The organism is Marinobacter halophilus, assembly GCF_003007685.1.
GTDB classification, from domain to species: Bacteria; Pseudomonadota; Gammaproteobacteria; order Pseudomonadales; family Oleiphilaceae; genus Marinobacter; species Marinobacter halophilus.
In genome coordinates, this window is record NZ_PXNN01000017.1 from 767,275 (window position 1) to 787,290 (window position 20,016).

At 56.6% G+C, this 20,016-nt stretch carries 16 protein-coding genes and 1 tRNA gene; 5 read left to right on the top strand and 12 right to left on the bottom strand.

Translation table 11 applies throughout. The features are described from left to right. Positions 1 to 4: 4 nt before the first annotated feature. Together C7H08_RS17410 and C7H08_RS17415 are read right to left on the bottom strand one after the other, a co-directional pair. Positions 5 to 1,237: a DNA repair protein gene (locus tag C7H08_RS17410; protein WP_106673476.1), complete on the bottom strand. Its 1,233-nt coding sequence runs from the start codon at positions 1,235 to 1,237 to the stop codon at positions 5 to 7. A 140-nt stretch (positions 1,238 to 1,377) separates the two neighbouring features. After that, positions 1,378 to 3,441 carry an NADPH-dependent 2,4-dienoyl-CoA reductase gene (locus C7H08_RS17415; protein WP_106673477.1) on the bottom strand — a complete coding sequence of 688 codons (2,064 nt, stop codon included), beginning with the start codon at positions 3,439 to 3,441 and terminating at the stop codon, positions 1,378 to 1,380. A gap of 141 nt (positions 3,442 to 3,582) precedes the next feature. On the opposite strand from C7H08_RS17415, the gene C7H08_RS17420 reads away from it, so the two are divergent. Further along, positions 3,583 to 4,623: an AraC family transcriptional regulator gene (locus tag C7H08_RS17420; RefSeq protein ID WP_106673478.1), complete on the top strand. Its 1,041-nt coding sequence runs from the start codon at positions 3,583 to 3,585 to the stop codon at positions 4,621 to 4,623. Positions 4,624 to 4,646: 23 nt separating this feature from the next. On the opposite strand, the gene C7H08_RS17425 is transcribed toward C7H08_RS17420, so the two are convergent. Next, positions 4,647 to 4,723 (bottom strand) — tRNA-Asp (locus C7H08_RS17425). Positions 4,724 to 4,844: 121 nt separating this feature from the next. After that, positions 4,845 to 5,876 (bottom strand): AraC family transcriptional regulator, encoded by a 1,032-nt coding sequence (locus tag C7H08_RS17430; protein ID WP_106673479.1) that lies wholly within the window; start codon positions 5,874 to 5,876, stop codon positions 4,845 to 4,847. 245 nt (positions 5,877 to 6,121) lie between these two features. Here C7H08_RS17430 and C7H08_RS17435 point away from each other — a divergent pair, with 245 nt between their 5' ends. Further along, the gene (locus tag C7H08_RS17435; protein ID WP_106673480.1) at positions 6,122 to 6,994 is read left to right on the top strand and encodes a MaoC family dehydratase; all 873 of its coding nucleotides are present in this window, start codon (positions 6,122 to 6,124) and stop codon (positions 6,992 to 6,994) included. 3 nt (positions 6,995 to 6,997) lie between these two features. On the opposite strand, the gene C7H08_RS17440 is transcribed toward C7H08_RS17435, so the two are convergent. Genes C7H08_RS17440 through C7H08_RS17450 form a run of 3 tightly spaced genes read right to left on the bottom strand, consistent with a single transcriptional unit; the run spans position 6,998 to position 11,682 of the window. Further along, positions 6,998 to 8,563 carry an ATP-binding response regulator gene (locus C7H08_RS17440; RefSeq protein WP_106673481.1) on the bottom strand — a complete coding sequence of 522 codons (1,566 nt, stop codon included), beginning with the start codon at positions 8,561 to 8,563 and terminating at the stop codon, positions 6,998 to 7,000. Positions 8,564 to 8,614: 51 nt separating this feature from the next. Then, positions 8,615 to 9,235, bottom strand: coding sequence for a response regulator FixJ (gene fixJ / locus C7H08_RS17445; protein WP_106673482.1), 621 nt, complete (start codon positions 9,233 to 9,235; stop codon positions 8,615 to 8,617). A 38-nt stretch (positions 9,236 to 9,273) separates the two neighbouring features. Then, on the bottom strand, positions 9,274 to 11,682 hold the full coding sequence (locus C7H08_RS17450; protein WP_106673483.1) for a Lon protease family protein: 2,409 nt from the start codon (positions 11,680 to 11,682) through the stop codon (positions 9,274 to 9,276). Positions 11,683 to 11,921: 239 nt separating this feature from the next. Between C7H08_RS17450 and C7H08_RS17455 the strand changes: the two genes are divergently transcribed. Further along, positions 11,922 to 12,299 (top strand): PilZ domain-containing protein, encoded by a 378-nt coding sequence (locus tag C7H08_RS17455; protein ID WP_106673642.1) that lies wholly within the window; start codon positions 11,922 to 11,924, stop codon positions 12,297 to 12,299. On the opposite strand, the gene C7H08_RS17460 is transcribed toward C7H08_RS17455, so the two are convergent. The 3 genes from C7H08_RS17460 to pncC form a co-directional block, all read right to left on the bottom strand. Beyond that, the gene (locus tag C7H08_RS17460) at positions 12,300 to 12,770 is read right to left on the bottom strand and encodes a flavodoxin family protein (RefSeq protein WP_106673484.1); all 471 of its coding nucleotides are present in this window, start codon (positions 12,768 to 12,770) and stop codon (positions 12,300 to 12,302) included. It abuts the gene before it with no gap. Between the two features lie 64 nt (positions 12,771 to 12,834). Beyond that, on the bottom strand, positions 12,835 to 13,878 hold the full coding sequence (recA, locus tag C7H08_RS17465; protein WP_106673485.1) for a recombinase RecA: 1,044 nt from the start codon (positions 13,876 to 13,878) through the stop codon (positions 12,835 to 12,837). A 165-nt stretch (positions 13,879 to 14,043) separates the two neighbouring features. Beyond that, positions 14,044 to 14,544, bottom strand: coding sequence for a nicotinamide-nucleotide amidase (pncC, locus tag C7H08_RS17470; RefSeq protein WP_106673486.1), 501 nt, complete (start codon positions 14,542 to 14,544; stop codon positions 14,044 to 14,046). Positions 14,545 to 14,653: 109 nt separating this feature from the next. Between pncC and mutS the strand changes: the two genes are divergently transcribed. Together mutS and fdxA are read left to right on the top strand one after the other, a co-directional pair. After that, entirely contained in the window at positions 14,654 to 17,296 is a 2,643-nt protein-coding gene (mutS, locus tag C7H08_RS17475; protein ID WP_106673487.1) for a DNA mismatch repair protein MutS, read from the top strand. Between the two features lie 162 nt (positions 17,297 to 17,458). Next, positions 17,459 to 17,782: a ferredoxin FdxA gene (gene fdxA / locus C7H08_RS17480; RefSeq protein WP_106673488.1), complete on the top strand. Its 324-nt coding sequence runs from the start codon at positions 17,459 to 17,461 to the stop codon at positions 17,780 to 17,782. Positions 17,783 to 17,883: 101 nt separating this feature from the next. On the opposite strand, the gene C7H08_RS17485 is transcribed toward fdxA, so the two are convergent. Together C7H08_RS17485 and C7H08_RS17490 are read right to left on the bottom strand one after the other, a co-directional pair. Further along, positions 17,884 to 18,915 (bottom strand): hypothetical protein, encoded by a 1,032-nt coding sequence (locus C7H08_RS17485; protein ID WP_106673489.1) that lies wholly within the window; start codon positions 18,913 to 18,915, stop codon positions 17,884 to 17,886. 135 nt (positions 18,916 to 19,050) lie between these two features. Continuing rightward, on the bottom strand, positions 19,051 to 20,001 hold the full coding sequence (locus tag C7H08_RS17490) for a DegV family protein (protein ID WP_106673490.1): 951 nt from the start codon (positions 19,999 to 20,001) through the stop codon (positions 19,051 to 19,053). Between the last annotated feature and the right edge of the window lie 15 nt (positions 20,002 to 20,016).

Consider the following 20,016-nt stretch of genomic DNA (forward strand, 5'->3'; position numbering starts at 1 on the left):
CACGTCAGGCTTTATGCTGGTCGCAACGATCGTCTACCCCGGACTGAAATTCCGCCGGCTGGGTGACGCGCATGATAGGTTCGCCACAGGCCTTTCCGTCGTCGTCAAGGTGACCGCAGACCGGGTGCTCGTAATGAGCGAGCCATTGTTTGTAAGCGGGCTCATTCATGCCGCAGCGCTCAGCGGCATAGGCCAGAGGGTTACCAAAATAGGTTTCGATGTCGCTGTATGGCAGGGTGATATGACCGACACCGGGATGGTAGGCCACCAGAAAGACCGCCTGACTGCGCAAATGCTCAAGCAAGGAATCCTCGGGCGGTTCGCGGTGGCTGAGTTCATGATTCTCCTGTTCAAGGGCAACGATTTTTTCATCCCGCAGCTCCAACTCCCGCTGCTTACGCTCAAGCTGCTCTCGCAACAGCACGGTTTCGGCATCGGCGTTGGACTCCTGGCGTTGCCGGGCATCGCCTTCGGCCATTTTTTCCTGCATCGACAGGTACTGTTCATTTCGCTGTGACAGCCGTGTTTTGAGCTGCTCATTACTCAGCCGCACGCGCTCATGACGCTGCTCCAGAGCTGACAAATCGCTGCGCAGCGCCTGCATTTCCAGACGATGTTCGCGTTGAAGGTCGGCCAGCGAATCCCGATGCACACTCTGCAGGGTCTTGATCCGGAGCCGCTGCTCCCGGAGCACCTGCGCGAGGCGCGAACGATCTCGCTCATCGTCGTCATTAGCGTGATGCGAATTGGACGTGGTCAGAACCGGAATATTTTCTTCTTCCGGCTCAATTTTCGTAAAATGCAATGTATTGGCAGCTACTGCCTTGCGGATTGCCTGGAAATGGTTGCTGCCAGGGGTCATATCCGGATCCCAGAGCTCTTCGGCATAAGCAGGATCCGGACACTGGCTCCGGCATACCAGCTTAATGGCGCCACCGCCCATGTTCGGACCCTTGGCGCCCTTTTCCGCCAGCGCTTCGATGGGGACGTTCCAGCTGCTGTCTGCCCTGCCTTCTTCATCAAACCAGATCTGGAAGAAAACCAACGAACGAACGCTGAGATCAGTGCTCATATTGACCAGAATGGCCCTCACATCGGTCTCTGCCAGATCTGATAAGCCAACATAGCCATCCAGAAACGCGCCAAACTCTGACAAACGCATCTGCCGGGCTACCTGGCTGCCATCCATAAAGTAAACCGCCGAGTAACCGTCGGCTGCCTGACCGGCACTAACCATTCACCATCTCCATGCTCCAGAAAGATCCTGTTATGGGACGCCTGGGCCGGGTGAAAGGTTCCGTTTTTCACCCGACCGATTTTCCCCTAGTCTAGTCAGACCTTTACCGAAACACAGCGAAATACTGCAACGTTTTGTGATCAGATCTCCGCTGCCAGGCGGCTACCCTGGTTAATGGCCCGCTTGGCATCCAGCTCCGCCGCTACGTCTGCGCCACCAATCAGGTGTACTGGTACACCTGCGGATTCGAGGCCCGACTGCAGTTCCCGCAACGGCTCCTGACCGGCGCATACAATGATGGTATCCACTGGCAGCAGTTTGTCTTCGCCGTGCTCGGCACCCTTCGGCGTGACAGTAATGTGCAGGCCTTCGTCGTCAATCTTGCGATAGCTGACCCCGGGAACCATCTGAACCTGGCGGTTCTTCAGCGACGTGCGGTGAATCCAGCCCGTGGTCTTACCCAGATTCTTGCCCACCTTAGAAGCCTTGCGCTGCAGCAGGTAAACCTCGCGAGCCGGCTCCGGAACCTCCGGTGTCATACCCTGAATACCACCACGGTGCTGTACCGTCAGGTCGACACCCCATTCTTTCATGAAGTGGTCGGTGTTCAAGGCAGGCGACTCACCCTTGTGCACGATAAACTCAGACACGTCAAAACCGATACCGCCAGCCCCGATCACCGCCACTCGCTGACCCACTGGTTTACGCTCCAGCAGGGCATCCAGATAGCCGATCACTTTCGGATGGTCGATGCCGTCAATATCCGGCATCCGTGGCTCGACCCCGGTTGCCAGAACCACTTCGTCGAAACCACCGGCTTTCAGGTCGTCGGCAGAGACCCGGGTATTGAGACGTACATCCACGCCATGCTTGTCGAGCATCACCCGGTAGTACCGCAGGGTTTCATAGAATTCTTCTTTGCCCGGAATGCGCTTGGCCACATTGAACTGGCCACCAAGCTCGCTGCCTGCGTCAAACATGGTCACCTTGTGGCCACGCTCTGCGGCCACAGAGGCAAAAGCCAGACCGGCAGGACCCGCACCGACCACCGCGATCGACTTGGGCGCTGACGTTTTCACATAGGCCAGCTCGGTCTCGTTACAGGCGCGGGGATTGACCAGGCACGTGGTCAGCTTGCCGCTGAAGGTGTGGTCCAGGCACGCCTGGTTACAGCCGATACAGGTGTTGATCTCATCGGCGCGATCTTCAGCGGCCTTGAGCACCAGATCCGAGTCCGCCAGGAAGGGCCGCGCCATGGATACCATGTCGGCATCGCCTTCAGACAGAATCTTCTCGGCCACGTCCGGCATGTTGATACGGTTGGTGGTCACCAGAGGGATACTGACCTCGCCTTTCAGACGCGCCGTCACCTTGCTGAAAGCACCCCGGGGCACAGAGGTGGCAATGGTGGGCACGCGGGCTTCGTGCCAACCGATGCCGGTGTTGATAATCGTGGCACCGGCCTTTTCAATGGCTTTGGCCAGCTGAACCACTTCTTCCCAGGTGCTGCCGTCTTCGATCAGATCCAGCATGGACAAGCGGTAGATGATGATAAAGTTTTCGCCCACTCGCTCTCGTACCCGACGAACAACTTCGATGGCCAGGCGAATTCGGTTCTCATAACTGCCGCCCCACTGATCAGTGCGGTGGTTAGTATGTTTAACGATGAACTGATTTATAAAGTAACCTTCAGAACCCATAACCTCGACACCGTCATAGCCGGCACGCTGGGCCAGGGCGGCACAGTTCACGTAATCGTCAATCTGTTTCTCGATGCCCGCTTCATCCAGCTCTTTGGGCTTGAACGGGTTGATCGGGGCCTGAATGGCGGACGGAGCAACCAGCTCCGGAGAATAGGCGTAGCGGCCGGCGTGCAGAATCTGCATACAGATTTTGCCGTCTGCTTCGTGCACCGCCTGAGTGATCACCTTGTGCTTGTCGGACTCTTCCTCGGTACTCATCTTGGCCGCATGCTGGAACACAGCGCCCTCCGTATTGGGCCCGATGCCGCCTGTGACGATAAGGCCAACGCCGCCGCGGGCACGCTCTGCATAAAACGCGGCCAGGCGTTCGAAGCCGTTCTTCACTTCTTCCAGGCCGGTATGCATAGAACCCATCAACGAGCGGTTACGCAGGGTGGTAAAACCCAGGTCCAGGGGCTCGAGCAGGTGCGGGTACTTGTTGACGCCAGCGTTTGCGGTCATCGGTAATCTCCTCATCGTATTGTCAGTCCGGGTAACCCAGGGTTCCCGTTGTTATGGCCGTTACAGTACCCAGCATCGTCCACACCAACAATATCCAAAACTTACATTTAATTATCTTAAAACAACACCCATAATAAGCGCATGACCAAAACCAACAAACCCAAACAGAACGGGCTCGGCGATATCAGCCTGCTCTATGTTCTGGTACTTCTGCGAGCCACAGAAGCGGAAGGTGGCGATACCAACACTCTAAAAACGCAGTATCACCTGAGCGACTCGGCATTGGCGTCGCCAGATGCCCGGATCAGCATTCCCAGGTTCATGCGCCTTGGCCATGCCGCGATCACCCTCACCGGCAATAAAGCCCTGGGTTTGCGGATGGGTGCGCTTACCCGGCCGATTGACGCCGGCATTGCCGGTGTCGCCGCCGAGACCGGCCCCACCATCGGGCAGGCACTGGCCACCCTGATCCGCTACGCGCTTTTAAGCAGTCAGAATTCCCGTGGCGAATCCACTCTCAGCCCGGAGCAACGCACTGCCCGGTTCTATTCGATCCGACCCTATAACCGTTACAACTGCTTTGTGGTGGATTCGATTCTGGCTGCCTGGACCCAAATGGTGCGCCATATGACCGGTCGCTACGATGTGCTGGAGCAGGTGCGCATTGAATACCCGTCAATCGGGCTGGATGAGGTGTTCGAAAGCTGGTTTCGTTGCCCGGTTGAATTCGGAGCAACCGAGAACTCGATACGCTTGAAGGCAAGCGTTTGGGAGCAGGTGCCCTTCCAGGCGCACGAAGGCATGCACGAGAAACTGACCAATGGCTGCGAGCAGGAGCTCAAGCAACTACGTAAAGGCTGGAGTGTTGCCGATCGGGCCAGATACCTGATGACTCCGCTGCTAAAAGGCGAGACACCTACCTTGGAGGCACTGGCCACGAGACTGGGGACTACACCCTGGACGCTGCAGCGACAACTGGCCAGTGAAGGCACCGGCTTTCGGCAATTGCTGGATGACACACGAAAACAACTGGCTCAGGACTACCTCCAAGAAACGGGCAGCTCCTTATCGGAAATTGCGTGGCTGCTTGGTTTTGCCAATCCACCGGCATTTCACAAGGCGTATCAACGCTGGCATGGCGTAAGCCCTGGAGAGCGCAGAAAACAGATACAAGGGATGTAAAGAATAACAGGGGGGAGAAAAAATGGCGGAGCGGACGGGACTCGAACCCGCGACCCCCGGCGTGACAGGCCGGTATTCTAACCAACTGAACTACCGCTCCGCGCGGGTTGCCTACTGAGCCGCTTTGCAACTGCTCTGTGACAACGAGGGCGAATTATATAGAGGCCCCCGGCTATGTCAACGATTTTTCCGAACTTTTTTCACTTTTCCCTTCCGGGCGGTCACATGGCATCAACCATCGCGTCTTTGCCCTGAGCTGTTTTACGGTACTCGATCGGCGTCATATTCGACCAACGCTTGAAGGCACGATAAAAGGTACTGGGCTCTGAAAATCCTGTGAGGTAAACAATCTCATCAATGGACTCATCCGTAGTTGCCAGCAACTGGCGCGCCAGCCGATAGCGGAAATCCGCCAGCACCTGATTAAAGCTGGTCTCGGCCTCGGTCAGCCGGGTGCGCAGCGTTCGTGGTTTGATACCCAGGCGCTCGGCCACGGCATCCAGCGTCACTTCGCCACTGTCCAACAACTCAGCGATGATACGTTCCACCTGCCCGACAATGTCCTTCTTCTCCAGTCGCGCCACTTGCTCACTGGCAAAGCGCTCATGCAAGGCCAGCAATTCCGGCTCGGCATGAGGCGATGCGTGGGAGAGCATGTCCACCGGAAAGTACAACCGGTTCTCCTCGGCACCAAACACCACATCACAGCCAACCAGCTCCCTGACATGGTCTTGGCCCTGCTCCCGCTGGTGCTCGAACTCGATCCGGGATGGATAGAAATTGCCGTCAGTGATGGATTTGAAAAAGGTGATCAAGCCCTGCACGAAGCATTCGTTGAAATGCCGGAGCCGCCGAATTTCATCCGATGCAGCATCCAGAACCATGCAGGCTTCGTCGCCCTCAATGAAGAACTCGGTGTTAGCGGCGTCACTCAGCAGGCGCTGGTAATTCTGGGCGCGGCGCAAACCTTCGCCGAAAGTAGAGCTGCTGAGGAATAGGTACTCTAGAACCTGCCCCTTGTAGGCTGGCAGAAGCGGACCGAGGTGCAACCCTATGTCCGGATCACCCGAAACATCTTCCACTGCCTGCCAGAAAAAAACCTGGGCGCTGTGAGGAGTTCGGAGCTGGTCGGTGTATACATACTTCTCGTCAACGCCGAGGCGGCTGAAAATGGCGTCAGTATCCACGCCCTTCTTTTTCATCGCCTCGTATATCAGGCGCAACATCACACCTGCATCACGTAATTCCTGCATAGTATCCCGCTTTTTATTTATTGGTTACTACTTTGACCCGCCGGACGGTGCCATTGGCTCGGCCGGTCAATGCCCGATCTGGTCGGGTTTGCCAGACTACTTGACCGTCAAGACTTTCGTCGCATATTAGAGCATATCAGGCCACGAACGCACAGTTGTACCAGAATGTAGAGTAAATCTTTAGTTACGTTAACGATTCACGGGAAACTATCCGGTCGACGAGACCGGTTCGGGAGATAGCCAACATGACAGAGCCACTGGTTTACCACAGCAAGGCACCTGCGCTGCTGCCGCTGTTCGGCCGGGCATTGCGGCCAAAATCGCAGACGCCGGGTGTGAACACGAAAATACCGGAGTTGCAGGTCGATCTGCTCGGCGCCGCCACCAATACGCCTGTATTGCCACGCTACGCCAGTGTCTGCGGGTTTTCCACGGGTTCCATGCTGCCCCTGACCTGGCCCCACATCCTGGCCTTTCCGCTGCACCTGAAACTCCTGACAGACAGCCAGTTTCCGTTGCCCCTGCTGGGCCTGGTGCACCTGCGCAACACGATCACCCAGCACCGGCCGATCAGCACCGGCGAGAACCTGGACATCCGGGTAACGCTGGGCAACCAGCAGAACACCAACCGCGGCATTGAATTTGACCTGATCACGGAAGCCCGCTCGGCCGGTCGACTGATCTGGGAAGAGAGCAGCACCAACCTGTTTCGGATCGCCAGCGAAAAGGGTAGCAAGCCGAAATCAACGCCACCAGAGCTTGAGATCTATCCCTGTTCCGAGACCATTGCCGTGGCCGAAAACCTTGGGCGACAGTATGCCCGCGTATCCGGCGACCGCAATCCGATCCACATGCACGCGCTCAGCGCCAAGGCGTTTGGTTTCCCTCGGGCGATTGCACACGGTATGTGGAGCAAGGCCCGGATCCTGGCCTTACTGGAGCAACAGAATGAATGGAAAGCGGGGCCCGTGCGGGTAAGCTGTCAATTCAAGAAACCACTGTTTCTGCCGGGTACCGCTCAACTGAACTGGCGAACCAGCGATGACAGCTGGGATTATCAGTTACTCAACGCTCAGGGTGATGCGCCGCACCTGAGTGGCCGCATCGAATGGCTCTGAGGCCTAGTCCGTCACGCAGGACTGGCCCTCGGCGCCGGCTATCGGCAGGGTGAAGAAGAAGCATGCCCCGCCCCGCTCAGGGCGCTCATAACCAATATCGCCGCCCTGAGCCTGAATCAGTGAGCGACAGGTGGCCAATCCAATGCCCATGCCGTCATCTTTGGTGGTGTAGAAAGGATGGAAAAGTTTTTCTACTGCGTCTTCAGGCACTCCGACTCCGTGATCCAGCACCTGAATCCGGACGCAATGCTCGGCACAGCGGCGAGCGCTGACTTCCACCGGTGTCGATGAGTCCGCGCTGCGCGTCGCCTCCAGCGCGTTACGAATCAGATTAAGCGCAACCTGTTGCACCTGAATCGGATCTGCCAGCACATCCGGCAAAGCCTCTTCGAAAAATACTTCGATGCCACCGTCGTTGTTACGCATATCCACCTCGGCGAATTGCCGGGTGTCTTCCAGCAAAGCTGGTAGCGAAACAATCTCTTTGCCAGTCGCCGGCTTTTTCATGAACCGGCGAATCCGCCGGATGATTTCGCTGGCCCGATGCGATTGCGCTTCAATTTTGTCCAGCGTCTCCTGCAACAGCGCAAGATCCGGCTGTTCTTTCGCCATCATGCGCTTGGAAACACGGGCATAATTGGTAATGGCGGTCAGCGGTTGATTGATCTCATGGGCAAAGCCCGCCGCCATCTCACCCATGGTGGTCAGCCGAGAGGTATGCGCCAGCTGATCACGCTGCTCCTGCACCAGCGCTCTTGCGTCGTCCAGCGCCTGCTCGTTCGTCAGCTCAACGGTAATATCCCGGAACACCACTACGGCGCCATGTAGTTCGCCATCATCCAGTTTGGGGGTCGAACGATACTCGGCCGGAAAGCCGCTGCCATCGGCCCGCAACATGCGGATATCACGCTGGCCTTCTGCCACACCTTGGCCGCAGGTTGCCATTACCGGGAGGCTGTCTTGACACTCGGCCGCAGTTGAAAAATGCAGATTGAAAAAACTCTTACCGATCAAGTCTTCCGCCGGACAGCCCATGATCATGGCCGCCGCCGGGTTGGCAAATTCGATAACACCCTGCTCGTCGAGGCCGTAAATGCCCTCGTTGATGGAGTTCAGTATGCGGGCCTGGTCGCCCTGAAGTTCGCGATTACGGGCCTGCAGTTCCCGCTCCAGACGGATCACCCGGGCATGGGTTTTGACCCGTACGATCACTTCCTGGGATTGAAAGGGCTTGGAGATGTAATCGGCGCCGCCAAGGCTGAAACCTTTGACTTTGGCTTGCAGATCGTCAAGCGCAGAAAGAAACACCACCGCGCTGTCTGAGGTTTCCGGGTCGGCTTTGAGGCGCTCACACACTTCATAGCCGTCCATTTCCGGCATCATGATATCGAGCAGAATCACTTCAGGGTGATGGCGGTGAGCAAGGTCCAGTGCTTTCTCGCCTTCATTGGCGATGAGCAACCGGTAACCTTTGTCTTTCAGGGTCTCGTAGAGGACCTTCAGGTTCTGCGGATTGTCATCCACCAGCAGAACCGTCACCTCGGAGTTCTCAGTGACAACTTCAGTCATAGAAACATGGCCGGTTAAAAACGTCGTCGTATCATGACGACGTCGACAGACCTAGTCGATAAGTTCCTTTACGGACAGAACCATACGCACCAGATGTGCCAATGAATGGGTGCCCATCTTGTGCATGACTCTGGAGCGATGGATTTCAACCGTCCGCTGACTGATTTCCAGCTCAATCGCGATCACTTTGTTGGCCTGCCCGGCGATCATGCGGTCCATGATTTCTCGCTCACGGGGCGTCAGGCTTTTAACCCGGCGAACGATCTCCTGCCTTTCACCAAGAGATTTACGTTGCTCACGGTCCTGCTCAAGCGCCGCTTCAATTTTTTCCAGCAGCGCCTCTTCGCGGTAGGGCTTCTGGATGAAGTCCACCGCGCCCTCTTTCATGGCATCGACTGCCATGGGTACATCGCCATGACCGGTCACAAAGATGATGGGCAGAATAGAATGCTTGTCGTTGAGCCTTTTCTGCAACTCCATGCCATCCATACCCGGCATACGGATATCCAGCACAATGCAGCCAGCCATCTTGTCGGAATAGTCGGCAAGAAACGCATTGGCGCTCTCATAGGGTTTCACCGGCTTGCTGTCAGATTTCAGCAACAATTCGAGTGAATCGCGGACTGCCTCGTCGTCCTCTACCACATACACAGTTTGCTGGATGTCAGTCATCGATCTTTACTCTCCTGTCCGTTTTATTATTGGGCCGGTCAGTGGATGGATGGATCTTTGTGATCGTCGCGGGCGTGTTCCTGGCGCTCGTGTTCGCGCATGGTTTCAAGCCGTTGCTGGATAATGCCAAAAACGCTCTGCCTGGGGTACCGTCCTTTCTCATCGGCTTTACCGGCAGGCTTACCCAGCAACAGAGTGATGGCTTCTTCTACCCGGGCTACTGAATACACCGCAAAGGTGCCTGCTCTGGCCGCCTTGACCACCTCGCTGTCCAGCATCAGATTCTGCACATTTGTCGCTGGAACAATCACACCCTGGGTGCCGGAAAGACCACCCTTGAGCTCGCAAGTTGCGTAAAAGCCCTCTACTTTTTCGTTCACGCCACCAATCGGCTGAACCTCGCCGAACTGATTCACTGACCCGGTAATGGCAAGATCCTGCCGTACCGGAATTCCGGACAGCGCAGACACCAGCGCGCACAGTTCAGCAAGCGACGCGCTGTCTCCATCTACCTCACCATAGTTCTGCTCAAAGGTGAGGCTGGCCGACAAGTGCATAGGGTCGGTGACGGCAAAATGCGACGACAACCAAGAGCTGAGGATCATCACGCCCTTGGAGTGAATATTGCCACCCAGCTTCACATCGCGCTCGATGTCCATTACCTCGCCATCACCATAGTAGCAGGTTGCGGTCACCCGGTTGGACAAGCCAAACTCGAAACCTCCGGTTGACAGCACAGACAGCGCATTCACCTGACCGACGCAAGTGCCAGTGGTTGAAACCAGTGTAGAACCGTCCCGGATAGAATCATAGAAATGGTCCCGAATACGACTGCTTCGATAGCGAGCGCTTTCCAGGGCGCGCTCCACGTGCACTTCGGTAATCAGTTTGGCACCAGCCTGGCGGGCCCAGAAATCGGATTCGCGCAGCAGGTTGGCGATATCAGCCGCGTGCAGCGACAGTCGGTCCTGATGCTCGGCCATTCTCGCACTGTGCTCAATTATGCGGGCCACCGCTTTACTGGAACAATGCAACAGCTTCTTCTCAACCACCAGGCTTGCGATAAACTTGGCGTAAAGCAGCTGACTTTCTTCGGTACGGTACATCTCGTTCTCGAAATCCGCCGTCACCCGGAACAACTCGGCAAACTCGGGATCGTATTCCTGCAGTAGCATCCAGGTTTCGCGGTCACCAAACAGGACTATTTTGACATCCAGTGGCACCGCTTCCGGTTCAATGGAGATGGTGCCGGACAACGTCAGCTCGCGCTCCAGGGAGTTGATCTGCAGGGTGCGGGAGCGCAGAGCCCGCTTCAAACCGTCCCAGACAAACGGTTGTTCAAGCACCTTGATGGCATCCATCAACAGGTAACCACCGTTCGCCTTGTGCAGACTGCCCGGGCGAATCAGAGAAAAATCGGTGAACACGGTGCCTTTGAAGGTCACATTCTCAACATAGCCAAACAGATTGTGATAAGTGGGGTTATCTTCCACCACCACCGGCACCTCATTGGTTTTCTGGTGCACCAGCACGTTCACCAGATAACGCCGTGGGGTCTTCTTGTCGAGTGACGCGTAAGCGATGGCAGCCCGCTCTTCGTCGTCTTCCAGAAAGATATCCAGGTTGTCGACCAGATCTTTACGGACCGCGTTAAGGTAAGTCACCACACCGGGCAGTTCCTGGTACTTTTCGATCAGCTCATCAATCTGATGGCCGGAAATACCTTCCAGGGTTTCCTGGTTGAGCAGGTGTTGTTTTTCCGCATATTCCAGCTCCCAGTCAGCCAGTTTGCGCAGGGCCTGACGGAGCTTCTTTTCCAGTTTGTTAACGGAATCTTCGAACTTTGCCCGCTGTTCATCGGTCAGCGCCTGGAAGCTTTCTGCGGTGTGTGGTTCTTCGCCATTCATGGCCACCAGCCGATAGCCGCCCGGGGTCGTGATGTTCAGACTGACCTTCTTACGCTTGGCCTGGGCCGCCACTTTTTCCAGTTCGTCTTCCTGTTTTTTGGCGTACTCATCCTTGAGTTTTTCTGCCCGCTCCAGAAAACTATCGCTATCAAAGGTCTGGGGAATCATCTTCACCAGCCGCGCCATCAGCTTTTCCATATCCTGCTTGAGCTGGGTTCCCTGACCGGCAGGCAGCTTCAGCAACGTAGGGTTGCGCGGCTCATCGAAGTTAGCAACGTAGCACCAATCGTGGCTCTGTTGCTCGGTATCGACGTGGTGTTCCAGGTATCGAAGCATCATGGTGCGCTTGCCCAACCCGTTCCGGCCGACTGCGTAGACGTTATAACCACCATGGGGCATGGCCAGGGCAAAGCGCACAGCCTCCTGGGCACGATTCTGGCCAACGATTTCGGCCAGCGGCTCAAGTTGCCGGGTGGTTTTGAATGGCAGGTCTTTCAGAACGCAGGATTTGTAAAGCTGATGCAATGGCAGTGACTTCAAGTTCGATTCCCGTTGTGTTCAAATTTGTATAATGGCTATCGCAGGCATTGTAGTGTTTGAGCATCGGCCTGTCGCGTACCACTTCCGGTTTTATCCGATCGGGCCTTAGCTGACGCTATTTGTGAATCCGGTCACAAAACCCCCTTTGGTCATTTTTCAGGCAAGCAGTCGATTACTACACTTCCAGGCTCAGATGGATTCTGAACACAACAAGTACAACACCCGTGATGGCCAATAACATGACGAATAATTCCGCAGATCGCCGCATCAAGGATCGTTTTCCGGCGTCCCGCCTCAGGGTGCAACTCCGCGAAAAAGGATTCTTCGGTCGCGGTAAACCGCCAGTGGCAGTGACCTGTCTGGACCTTAATCGCTATGGCATGGCAGTCTTGTGCCCCCGCCCGGTGGATGAGGGTGCGCGCCTGGCTCTCGATATTGAAGGCAAGTACATTAACGAGCCGCGGATTGATGCCTGCGTGATGTCGTGCCAGCCATTCCAGACCGGGTTTCGGATCAGCCTTCAGTTCAGCTACTGCCTGGACAAAAAGGGTTATTCGCGAGCGATGGACAATGCGCTGTCCCGCATAGAAGGCTTTTACAATCGACTGGTCAGCTGATCAGATCAGGCCGGCATCCAGGCTGGCCGCCACGTACAGGCCAAGTTCACCGCACTGATCCTCAAACTCGTCGCTGTAATCGCCCCGGCAGATCAGGGGTTCCTGAATGAGTTTCCAGCGTAATCCGGTGGTAATGCTTTCGATAGCACGGCGGGTTCCGGTGCCGTCGTGGCCGGCGCGGATATAAAAGGCGAAGGGCAGGCCCTGGGTTTTTTCGAGGCAAGGGTAGTAGCTTCTGTCGAAGAAGTCTTTGAGAGCTCCAGACATATAGCCGAGGTTTTCGGTGGTGCCGAGGATGATGGCGTCACAGGCCAGTACGTCCTCGGGGCCGGCATCGAGTGGTGCTTTGACGACTACGTCAACCGCGTCAATATCCGGGTGGCGGGCGCCATTTTCTATGGCTTCCCGCAACTTCAGGGTATTCGGAGACGGCGCATGGGCTACTATCAATAGCTGTTTTTTAGTTGCCATAGTGTTCCGATCTTACTCTTGCACCGCCCAGCAACTTTACAGTGGGCGATGCAACAGAGTGCGATTAAAGCAACTCACCGTTCGCTTCGGCCGGCGCTTCTACCGCTTCTTTCTTGACCGGTTTGGGCATCAGCTTGTCGCGAACCTTCGCTTCAATTTCATGGGCAAGATCCAGATTTTCTTCCAGGAACTTACAGGCGTTGGCTTTGCCCTGGCCGATTTTGTCGCCGTTGTAGGCATACCAGGCGCCGGATTTATCGACGAAGCCTTCTTTCACGCCCATGTCCAACACTTCGGCCATGCGATAAATGCCCTTGCCGTACATGATCTGGAATTCCGCCTGTTTGAACGGCGGCGCCACCTTGTTTTTGACCACTTTGACGCGGGTTTCATTACCAATCACTTCGTCACCGTCCTTGACCGCGCCAATGCGGCGGATATCGAGACGTACCGAGCAATAGAACTTGAGCGCGTTGCCGCCGGTGGTGGTTTCCGGGCTGCCGAACATGACGCCAATCTTCATGCGGATCTGGTTGATGAAGATCATCAGGCAGTTGGCGTTCTTGACGTTGCCATTCAGTTTACGTAGAGCCTGCGACATCAGGCGGGCCTGAAGGCCAACGTGAGAGTCGCCCATTTCACCTTCAATTTCAGCTTTTGGCGTCAAGGCAGCAACCGAGTCGACGATGATGACATCCACTGCGTTGGAGCGCACCAGCATGTCACAGATTTCCAGAGCCTGCTCACCGGTATCGGGCTGAGATACCAACAGATCGTCTACGTTCACACCCAGCTTTTCCGCATATTGAGGATCAAGGGCGTGCTCGGCATCAACGAAGGCACAGGTTTTGCCCTGCTTCTGGGCTTCAGCAATAACCTGCAAGGTCAGCGTGGTTTTACCGGAGCTTTCAGGGCCGTAGATTTCACAGATCCGGCCGTAAGGCAGGCCGCCAATGCCAAGAGCAACGTCCAGGCCAAGAGAACCGGTGGAAACGGACGGGATCGCCTCGCGGGGGTGATCGCCCATCTTCATGATGGCGCCCTTACCGAATTGACGCTCGATCTGACCAAGCGCGGCGGTCAGTGCCTTTTTACGGTTGTCTTCCATTGTAGCTAACCCTCGTTTGCCGGCGCTGCCGCACCCCGTTGATGTGGGCGCAAGCAGCAGAATTCAAAGCGATGACACCGGAGCTATCCAGTGTTTTCCTGTATATTTGAACAGTATTAAAACATAAGCGTTAGCGCAGACCAACCCCTGCCCCGGTGAAAAAGTTCACAGCGTTTCCAGAAACTCCGTAACTCCTTGCAACACATACAAAACCGATTGCCGACGCACCTGATCACGGTCACCTTTGAAGCACTTTACGCGAGTTTCTGTGTGGTCTGGGCCGGTTCCCCAGGCAAACCAGACTGTGCCCACCGGCTTGTCCGCGCTGCCGCCACCGGGGCCGGCAACGCCGCTGATAGCGACGGCGACATCGACACCGGTGGCGCGGACAGCCCCGGCCACCATCTGGCGCACCACGGCTTCGCTGACCGCGCCGTACTCTGCCAATACAGGGGCTTCTACGCCCAGAATGGCCTGTTTGGCTTCGTTGCTATAGGTCACCAGGCCAGCCATGATGTAGGCCGACGAGCCGGCCCGGTCGGTCAATATCTTGGCCACCCAGCCGCCGGTGCAGCTTTCGGCGGTGGCGATGGTTTTATTCTGTTCCACAAGCCGGTCGCCCAGAGCGTTACCGGCTTCCTGTAACTGTTGATCCGTGGCCTGCATGGCGATCTCCAAGAGGGGGGGGGGGTTAGCAAAGCCTTCGTTTCATCCCGCGCATTATTTTCTTACAATCTCCGCTCTCATCCAAACCGACGATCAACCGGACGCTCTCATGTCAGCAAAGCCGTCAGCAGCTCAGACCGACCTCTCCAAGCACACGCCGATGATGCAGCAATACCTGAAGATCAAGGGTGAGCACCCCAATGAGCTGGTGTTCTACCGCATGGGGGATTTTTACGAGCTGTTTTATGACGACGCCAAGAAGGCGGCGGACCTGATGGATATCACCCTGACCGCCCGGGGCCAGTCCGGCGGCAACCCGATCCCCATGGCGGGCATTCCTTATCACTCCGCTGAAGGCTACATTGCCCGCCTGGTGCGTGCAGGTCAATCCATTGCTATTGCCGAGCAGATTGGCGATCCGGCCACCAGCAAAGGCCCGGTGGACCGGCAGGTGGTGCGGGTAGTGACACCGGGCACACTCAGTGATGAGGCGTTTCTGGAAGACCGGCGCGACAACCTTCTGGTGGCCATCTACAACCACAAAGACCAGTTTGGTTTTGCCTCGCTGGATATTTCCAGCGGCCGGTTTGCGGTTTCGGAGCTGGAAAACCCGGAAGCCCTTCAGGGCGAGCTTCAGCGCTTGCACCCAGCCGAGATTCTGATCAGCGAAGACTTCCCCTACGGTGACCTTCTACAAGGGTATACCGGTATTCGGCGGCAAGGACCCTGGCTATTTGAAGTGGATTCCGCCCGCCGGGTGATTACCCAGCAGTTGCAGGTGAAAGACCTGACCGGTTTCGGCTGCGAAGACCTGCACCTGGCCGTCTGCGCCGCCGGCTGTTTGCTGCAGTACGCCCGGGAAACCCAGCGCACCGCCCTGCCCCACATTCGCAAACTGACCCGGGAGCGCCGGGAAGACGCGGTGATTCTGGATGCCGCCAGTCGCCGCAACCTGGAAATTGACACCAACCTGATGGGCGGCCAACAGCACACTCTGGCCTGGGTGATGGACCGCACCGCGACCGCCATGGGCGCCCGGGAACTGCGCCGCTGGCTGAACCGGCCGTTGCGGGATGTCGACGTGGTGCGCCAGCGCCAGCAATCGGTCTCTGCCCTGCTCGACGGCTTTCACTACGAGCCGACCCATGACTTGCTGAAACGGGTCGGTGATATCGAGCGGATTCTGTCCAGGGTGGCGTTACGTTCAGCCCGGCCGCGGGATCTGGCCCGCTTGCGGGATGCTTTCGTGGCTTTGCCCGACCTGCAGGAAATCCTGAAGCCGGTGAATTCACACCACGTGGTAAAACTGGCCACCACCATCGGCGAATACCCGGCGCTGGCCGAGCTGCTGGAGAAAGCCATTATTGAGAATCCGCCAGTGGTGTTGCGCGATGGCGGGGTGATCCGGGAAGGTTTCGATGAAGAACTGGACGAACTGCGCAACATCAGTGAGAACGCTGGCCAGTATCTGTTGGATGTAGAAACCCGGGAGCGGGAACGCACCGGCATCAGCACCCTGAAGGTGGGTTATAACCGGGTACACGGCTACTACATCGAAATCAGCCGGGCCCAGTCCGGTCAGGCGCCGGTGGATTACATTCGCCGGCAGACCCTGAAAAATGCCGAACGCTTTATCACCCCGGAACTCAAGGTCTTTGAAGACAAAGCGCTGAGCGCCAAGAGCCGCGCCCTGGCCCGTGAAAAAGGCCTGTACGACGAGGTACTGGAATCGGTCGCCGAACAACTGGCCCCTCTGCAGGACTCCGCCCAGGCCCTGGCAGAGCTGGACGTACTCAGTAACTTTGCCGAGCGCGCCACCAGCCTGCGCTTTGTCGCGCCAGAGTTTACCGATCAGCCCGGCTTTGATGTGGAAGAGGGCCGCCACCCGGTGGTGGAGCAACTGCTGGATGAGCCGTTTGTGCCCAACAACCTGTTGATCGACAACAAGCGGCGCATGCTGGTGATTACCGGCCCGAATATGGGCGGTAAGTCCACCTACATGCGCCAGGCCGCACTGATCGCTCTGCTCGCTTACACCGGCAGTTTTGTGCCTGCCAACCGGGCAGTGCTGGGGCCGGTAGACCGGATTTTCACCCGTATGGGCTCGTCCGATGACATTGCCGGTGGCCGCTCAACGTTCATGGTGGAAATGACCGAAACCGCCAACATTCTGCACAATGCCACTGAAAACAGCCTGGTGCTGATGGACGAAGTGGGCCGGGGCACCAGTACCTTTGATGGCCTGTCGCTGGCCTGGGCCACCGCCGAGCACCTGGCCAAGGAAATTCGCTGCTACACCCTGTTTGCCACCCACTATTTTGAACTGACCCAGTTGGCGGACGATCTCGAGCATGCGGTCAATGTGCACCTGACCGCTACCGAGCACGACGACAGCATTGTCTTCCTGCACAACGTCCATGACGGCCCCGCCAGCCAGAGCTATGGTTTACAGGTGGCCAAGCTGGCGGGTGTACCCCAGGAAGTCATTCGCCATGCCAAAGCCCAACTGGCGCATCTGGAGGGCAGTGCCAGCCCGACGAAACCGGCACCTCACAGAACGGCAGAGGCCACCCTGGCAAAGCCCGCGCCCAAACATCAAGCGGACAGCGAGACGGTATTTCAGGGCGATATGTTCGCCAACATGGATCCGAGCAAGGTGGAAGACGCGTTGCGCAAACTGGAGATTGATGAACTGACACCCCGGGATGCACTCAATCAGCTGTACGAACTCAAGGCGCTTCTGCAAAAATAGCGGGTAACTGGGCCATAATTGACCCATGTAATAAGGTTATAGCAGTGGAATGCTTGCGGGCACACGGGGTGCTCCCTACAATATCGCGCATCTAATTATAGGTGGGGCCAGTGATTCAAGGCTCCTGATGAGACTGAATATTTACGAACCAGGGATCTGACCATGGCGTTTATCGTTACTGATAACTGCATCAAGTGCAAATACACCGACTGCGTGGAAGTCTGCCCGGTGGACTGCTTCTACGAAGGCCCCAACTTTCTGGTAATCGACCCGGACGAGTGCATTGACTGCGCCCTGTGCGAGCCTGAATGCCCGGCCGAAGCCATTTTCTCTGAAGACGAACTGCCAGCTGACCAGGCACAGTTTGTGGAGATTAATGCGGATCTGGCCGCCAAGTGGCCAAACATCACGGAAAAGAAAGATCCGCTGCCAGACGCGGAAGAATGGGACGGCAAGCCCAACAAGATTCAGTACCTGGAGCGCTGAGACCGGAACCGGTAACCAGCACCCTCTTCAGGAAAAAACAGAAAGGGCCGGAAGACGCATGTCTTCCGGCCCTTTCTGTTGATGCTTCTCACAGCGCGGGGTCAGGAATCGGCCAGCAGCTTCTTCGCCGCAGCTGACCGGTAAAACGACCCCAGTCTCCTGCGCACCAGTGCCTCGAGGTAACCTTCCTCACGCAGCACATCAATAATCGGCAGCGCCAATGCTTCAACCTCGGTAACGATGACCTGCCGGGTGACGCCCACGTCCTGCAACAACTCCATGACCGGTCGATCACCGTATTTGACGAACAGGTGATCAACCACAGCCTGGGCACAACCGTCAAAATACCCGGTTTTACGGAAATTCAGCCAGAACTCGTAACCCAATACCACGAAGGCCTGCAGCTCTACTTCACCCAAACCGTCTTGAAGCTGGTCAATGGTCTGCCCTTCCAGTGATACCCAGGCAGCCATGACGCTGTCCCTGAGTTCATCGTCCGAGAACGCCTTGTGCAAAAACTGCTCACTGCGAGCGAGCAGTCCGGGCAGGCTCTCGGACAACCAAGCCTTGATGCGCCGTTCAAAAGTTTCATCCAGCCCAGGCACGGCCTTGTTGGCCATCTTCTTGCCGAACTTCATCATGGAGCCCACGCCGGGTACCGAGCGGGCGATCAGGTTATCTTCGTATAAATAGTTGATCAGGCCGTGATACACCACGTTCGACACCAGTTCCTGATACACCGGATGCGCCATGATCTCGGTGATGATGCGCTCGCGCTGGTTGCGCAGTTCCAGTGCCTCATCGATAAATTCGCTGGCCTGCTCCCGAGACAGAATCTCGCCCAGGGTGGTGTCAGATTGCACCTGAGCCTTCATCACCTCGTTCGCCATCTCTGCCGCCAGTTCCGGGATGCCCGCGTCCAGCTCCATGTCGACGACAATCCGCCGGATCACACCCATAATTTGATCAACACTGGTCAGTCGGTTCAGGGTGATCCTATCGGCGTGGTTCAGAAGTTCGTCCACCTCCTGATCAAGAAACTTCTGCAGCTTCGCCCCTTTCAACGCGGCCATCTCGTGTTTGACGTGTGCTTCCAACAGAGTATCAACAAGGTTTTGGGTGGTTTTGGTCATAAACCTGGCATCCTTTGACGGGGGGTCCTGAAATTTGATTGTGAGGCTAACACGAACCGGGCAAAGGCGGGTTTGCCTGAATTACCTGAAGGAAGGTATCGCAGGGCCAGTCAGGCAAACCGGCCACGACTACTATTACTGAAAATCGTTGAAAGCATGGGGCTCAGCCGCAAGGGCCAAGCAGATACTTCCGGGGCCTACATAAATCGCGCTGGTGATGCCCATTTGCGATAACAGCAGCTCCACGCCATGGCGTTCACAGGCATCCCGCAATCGGTTCAGCCCTGGCAGATCTTCGATATCGGTCCAGCTCAGACCACAGGAAAGACTGACATAAGGGGTCAGCAAACCGGCGTCTACGCGGGCTGCTGCGTAATTCATCACTTTCTCAACGGCCATGTCGAAGTGGCGAGTCTTGACCACAGGCTTGCCTTCAACGCCGCGGCCGAAGATCACTGGAGTGATGTTCAGCGCTTTACCGAGAAAGGCCGCCAATGCCGAAACATTCTTATCGCCACGACGGCGCGCGCGCTCGCGGATATAATGCAAATCGCGGGGGATCACACAGGTGTAGATCTTGTCGGTAAACGATTCCACTTCCTGGCGCAGGGCGTTCTTGGACACGTTCTGGCCAATCAGCCGTAGGGTGTGAGCCGCCAGTAACCCTTGCCCGGCAAAAATCTGCTTGCTGTCGATGACCCGCATGGAGAACTTGCCATCCCGGCCAGCTGCCTTGCGGGCACCCTCATAATGCGCCATCACGGAATTCATCGCTTCAGTGGCGTTCTGAAAGATCTGGCTACGATTTTTGGTGACAGTCTCGCAGATGGCCACGTCAAATTCCGTCACAACCTGCTCCATCAGCAGGTCATGAATCTGTTCCACTGTAAAGGCCCGGGTTTCCGCCTCATGAGCTTTGTCCAGCAAGCCACTCAGGTAGAACTCCTGAGTGCGTACGGGATCATGTTTGTCGGTATAGGTCTGGCCGTCGATAATCGCGGTGACCGGCAACACGAACAGGTCGTGCTTGCGGGCAAAGTCATAAGGCAGGTCACAGGCGGAATCAACAATCAGGCCTACGCGCATGCTGTGTGTCTCCGG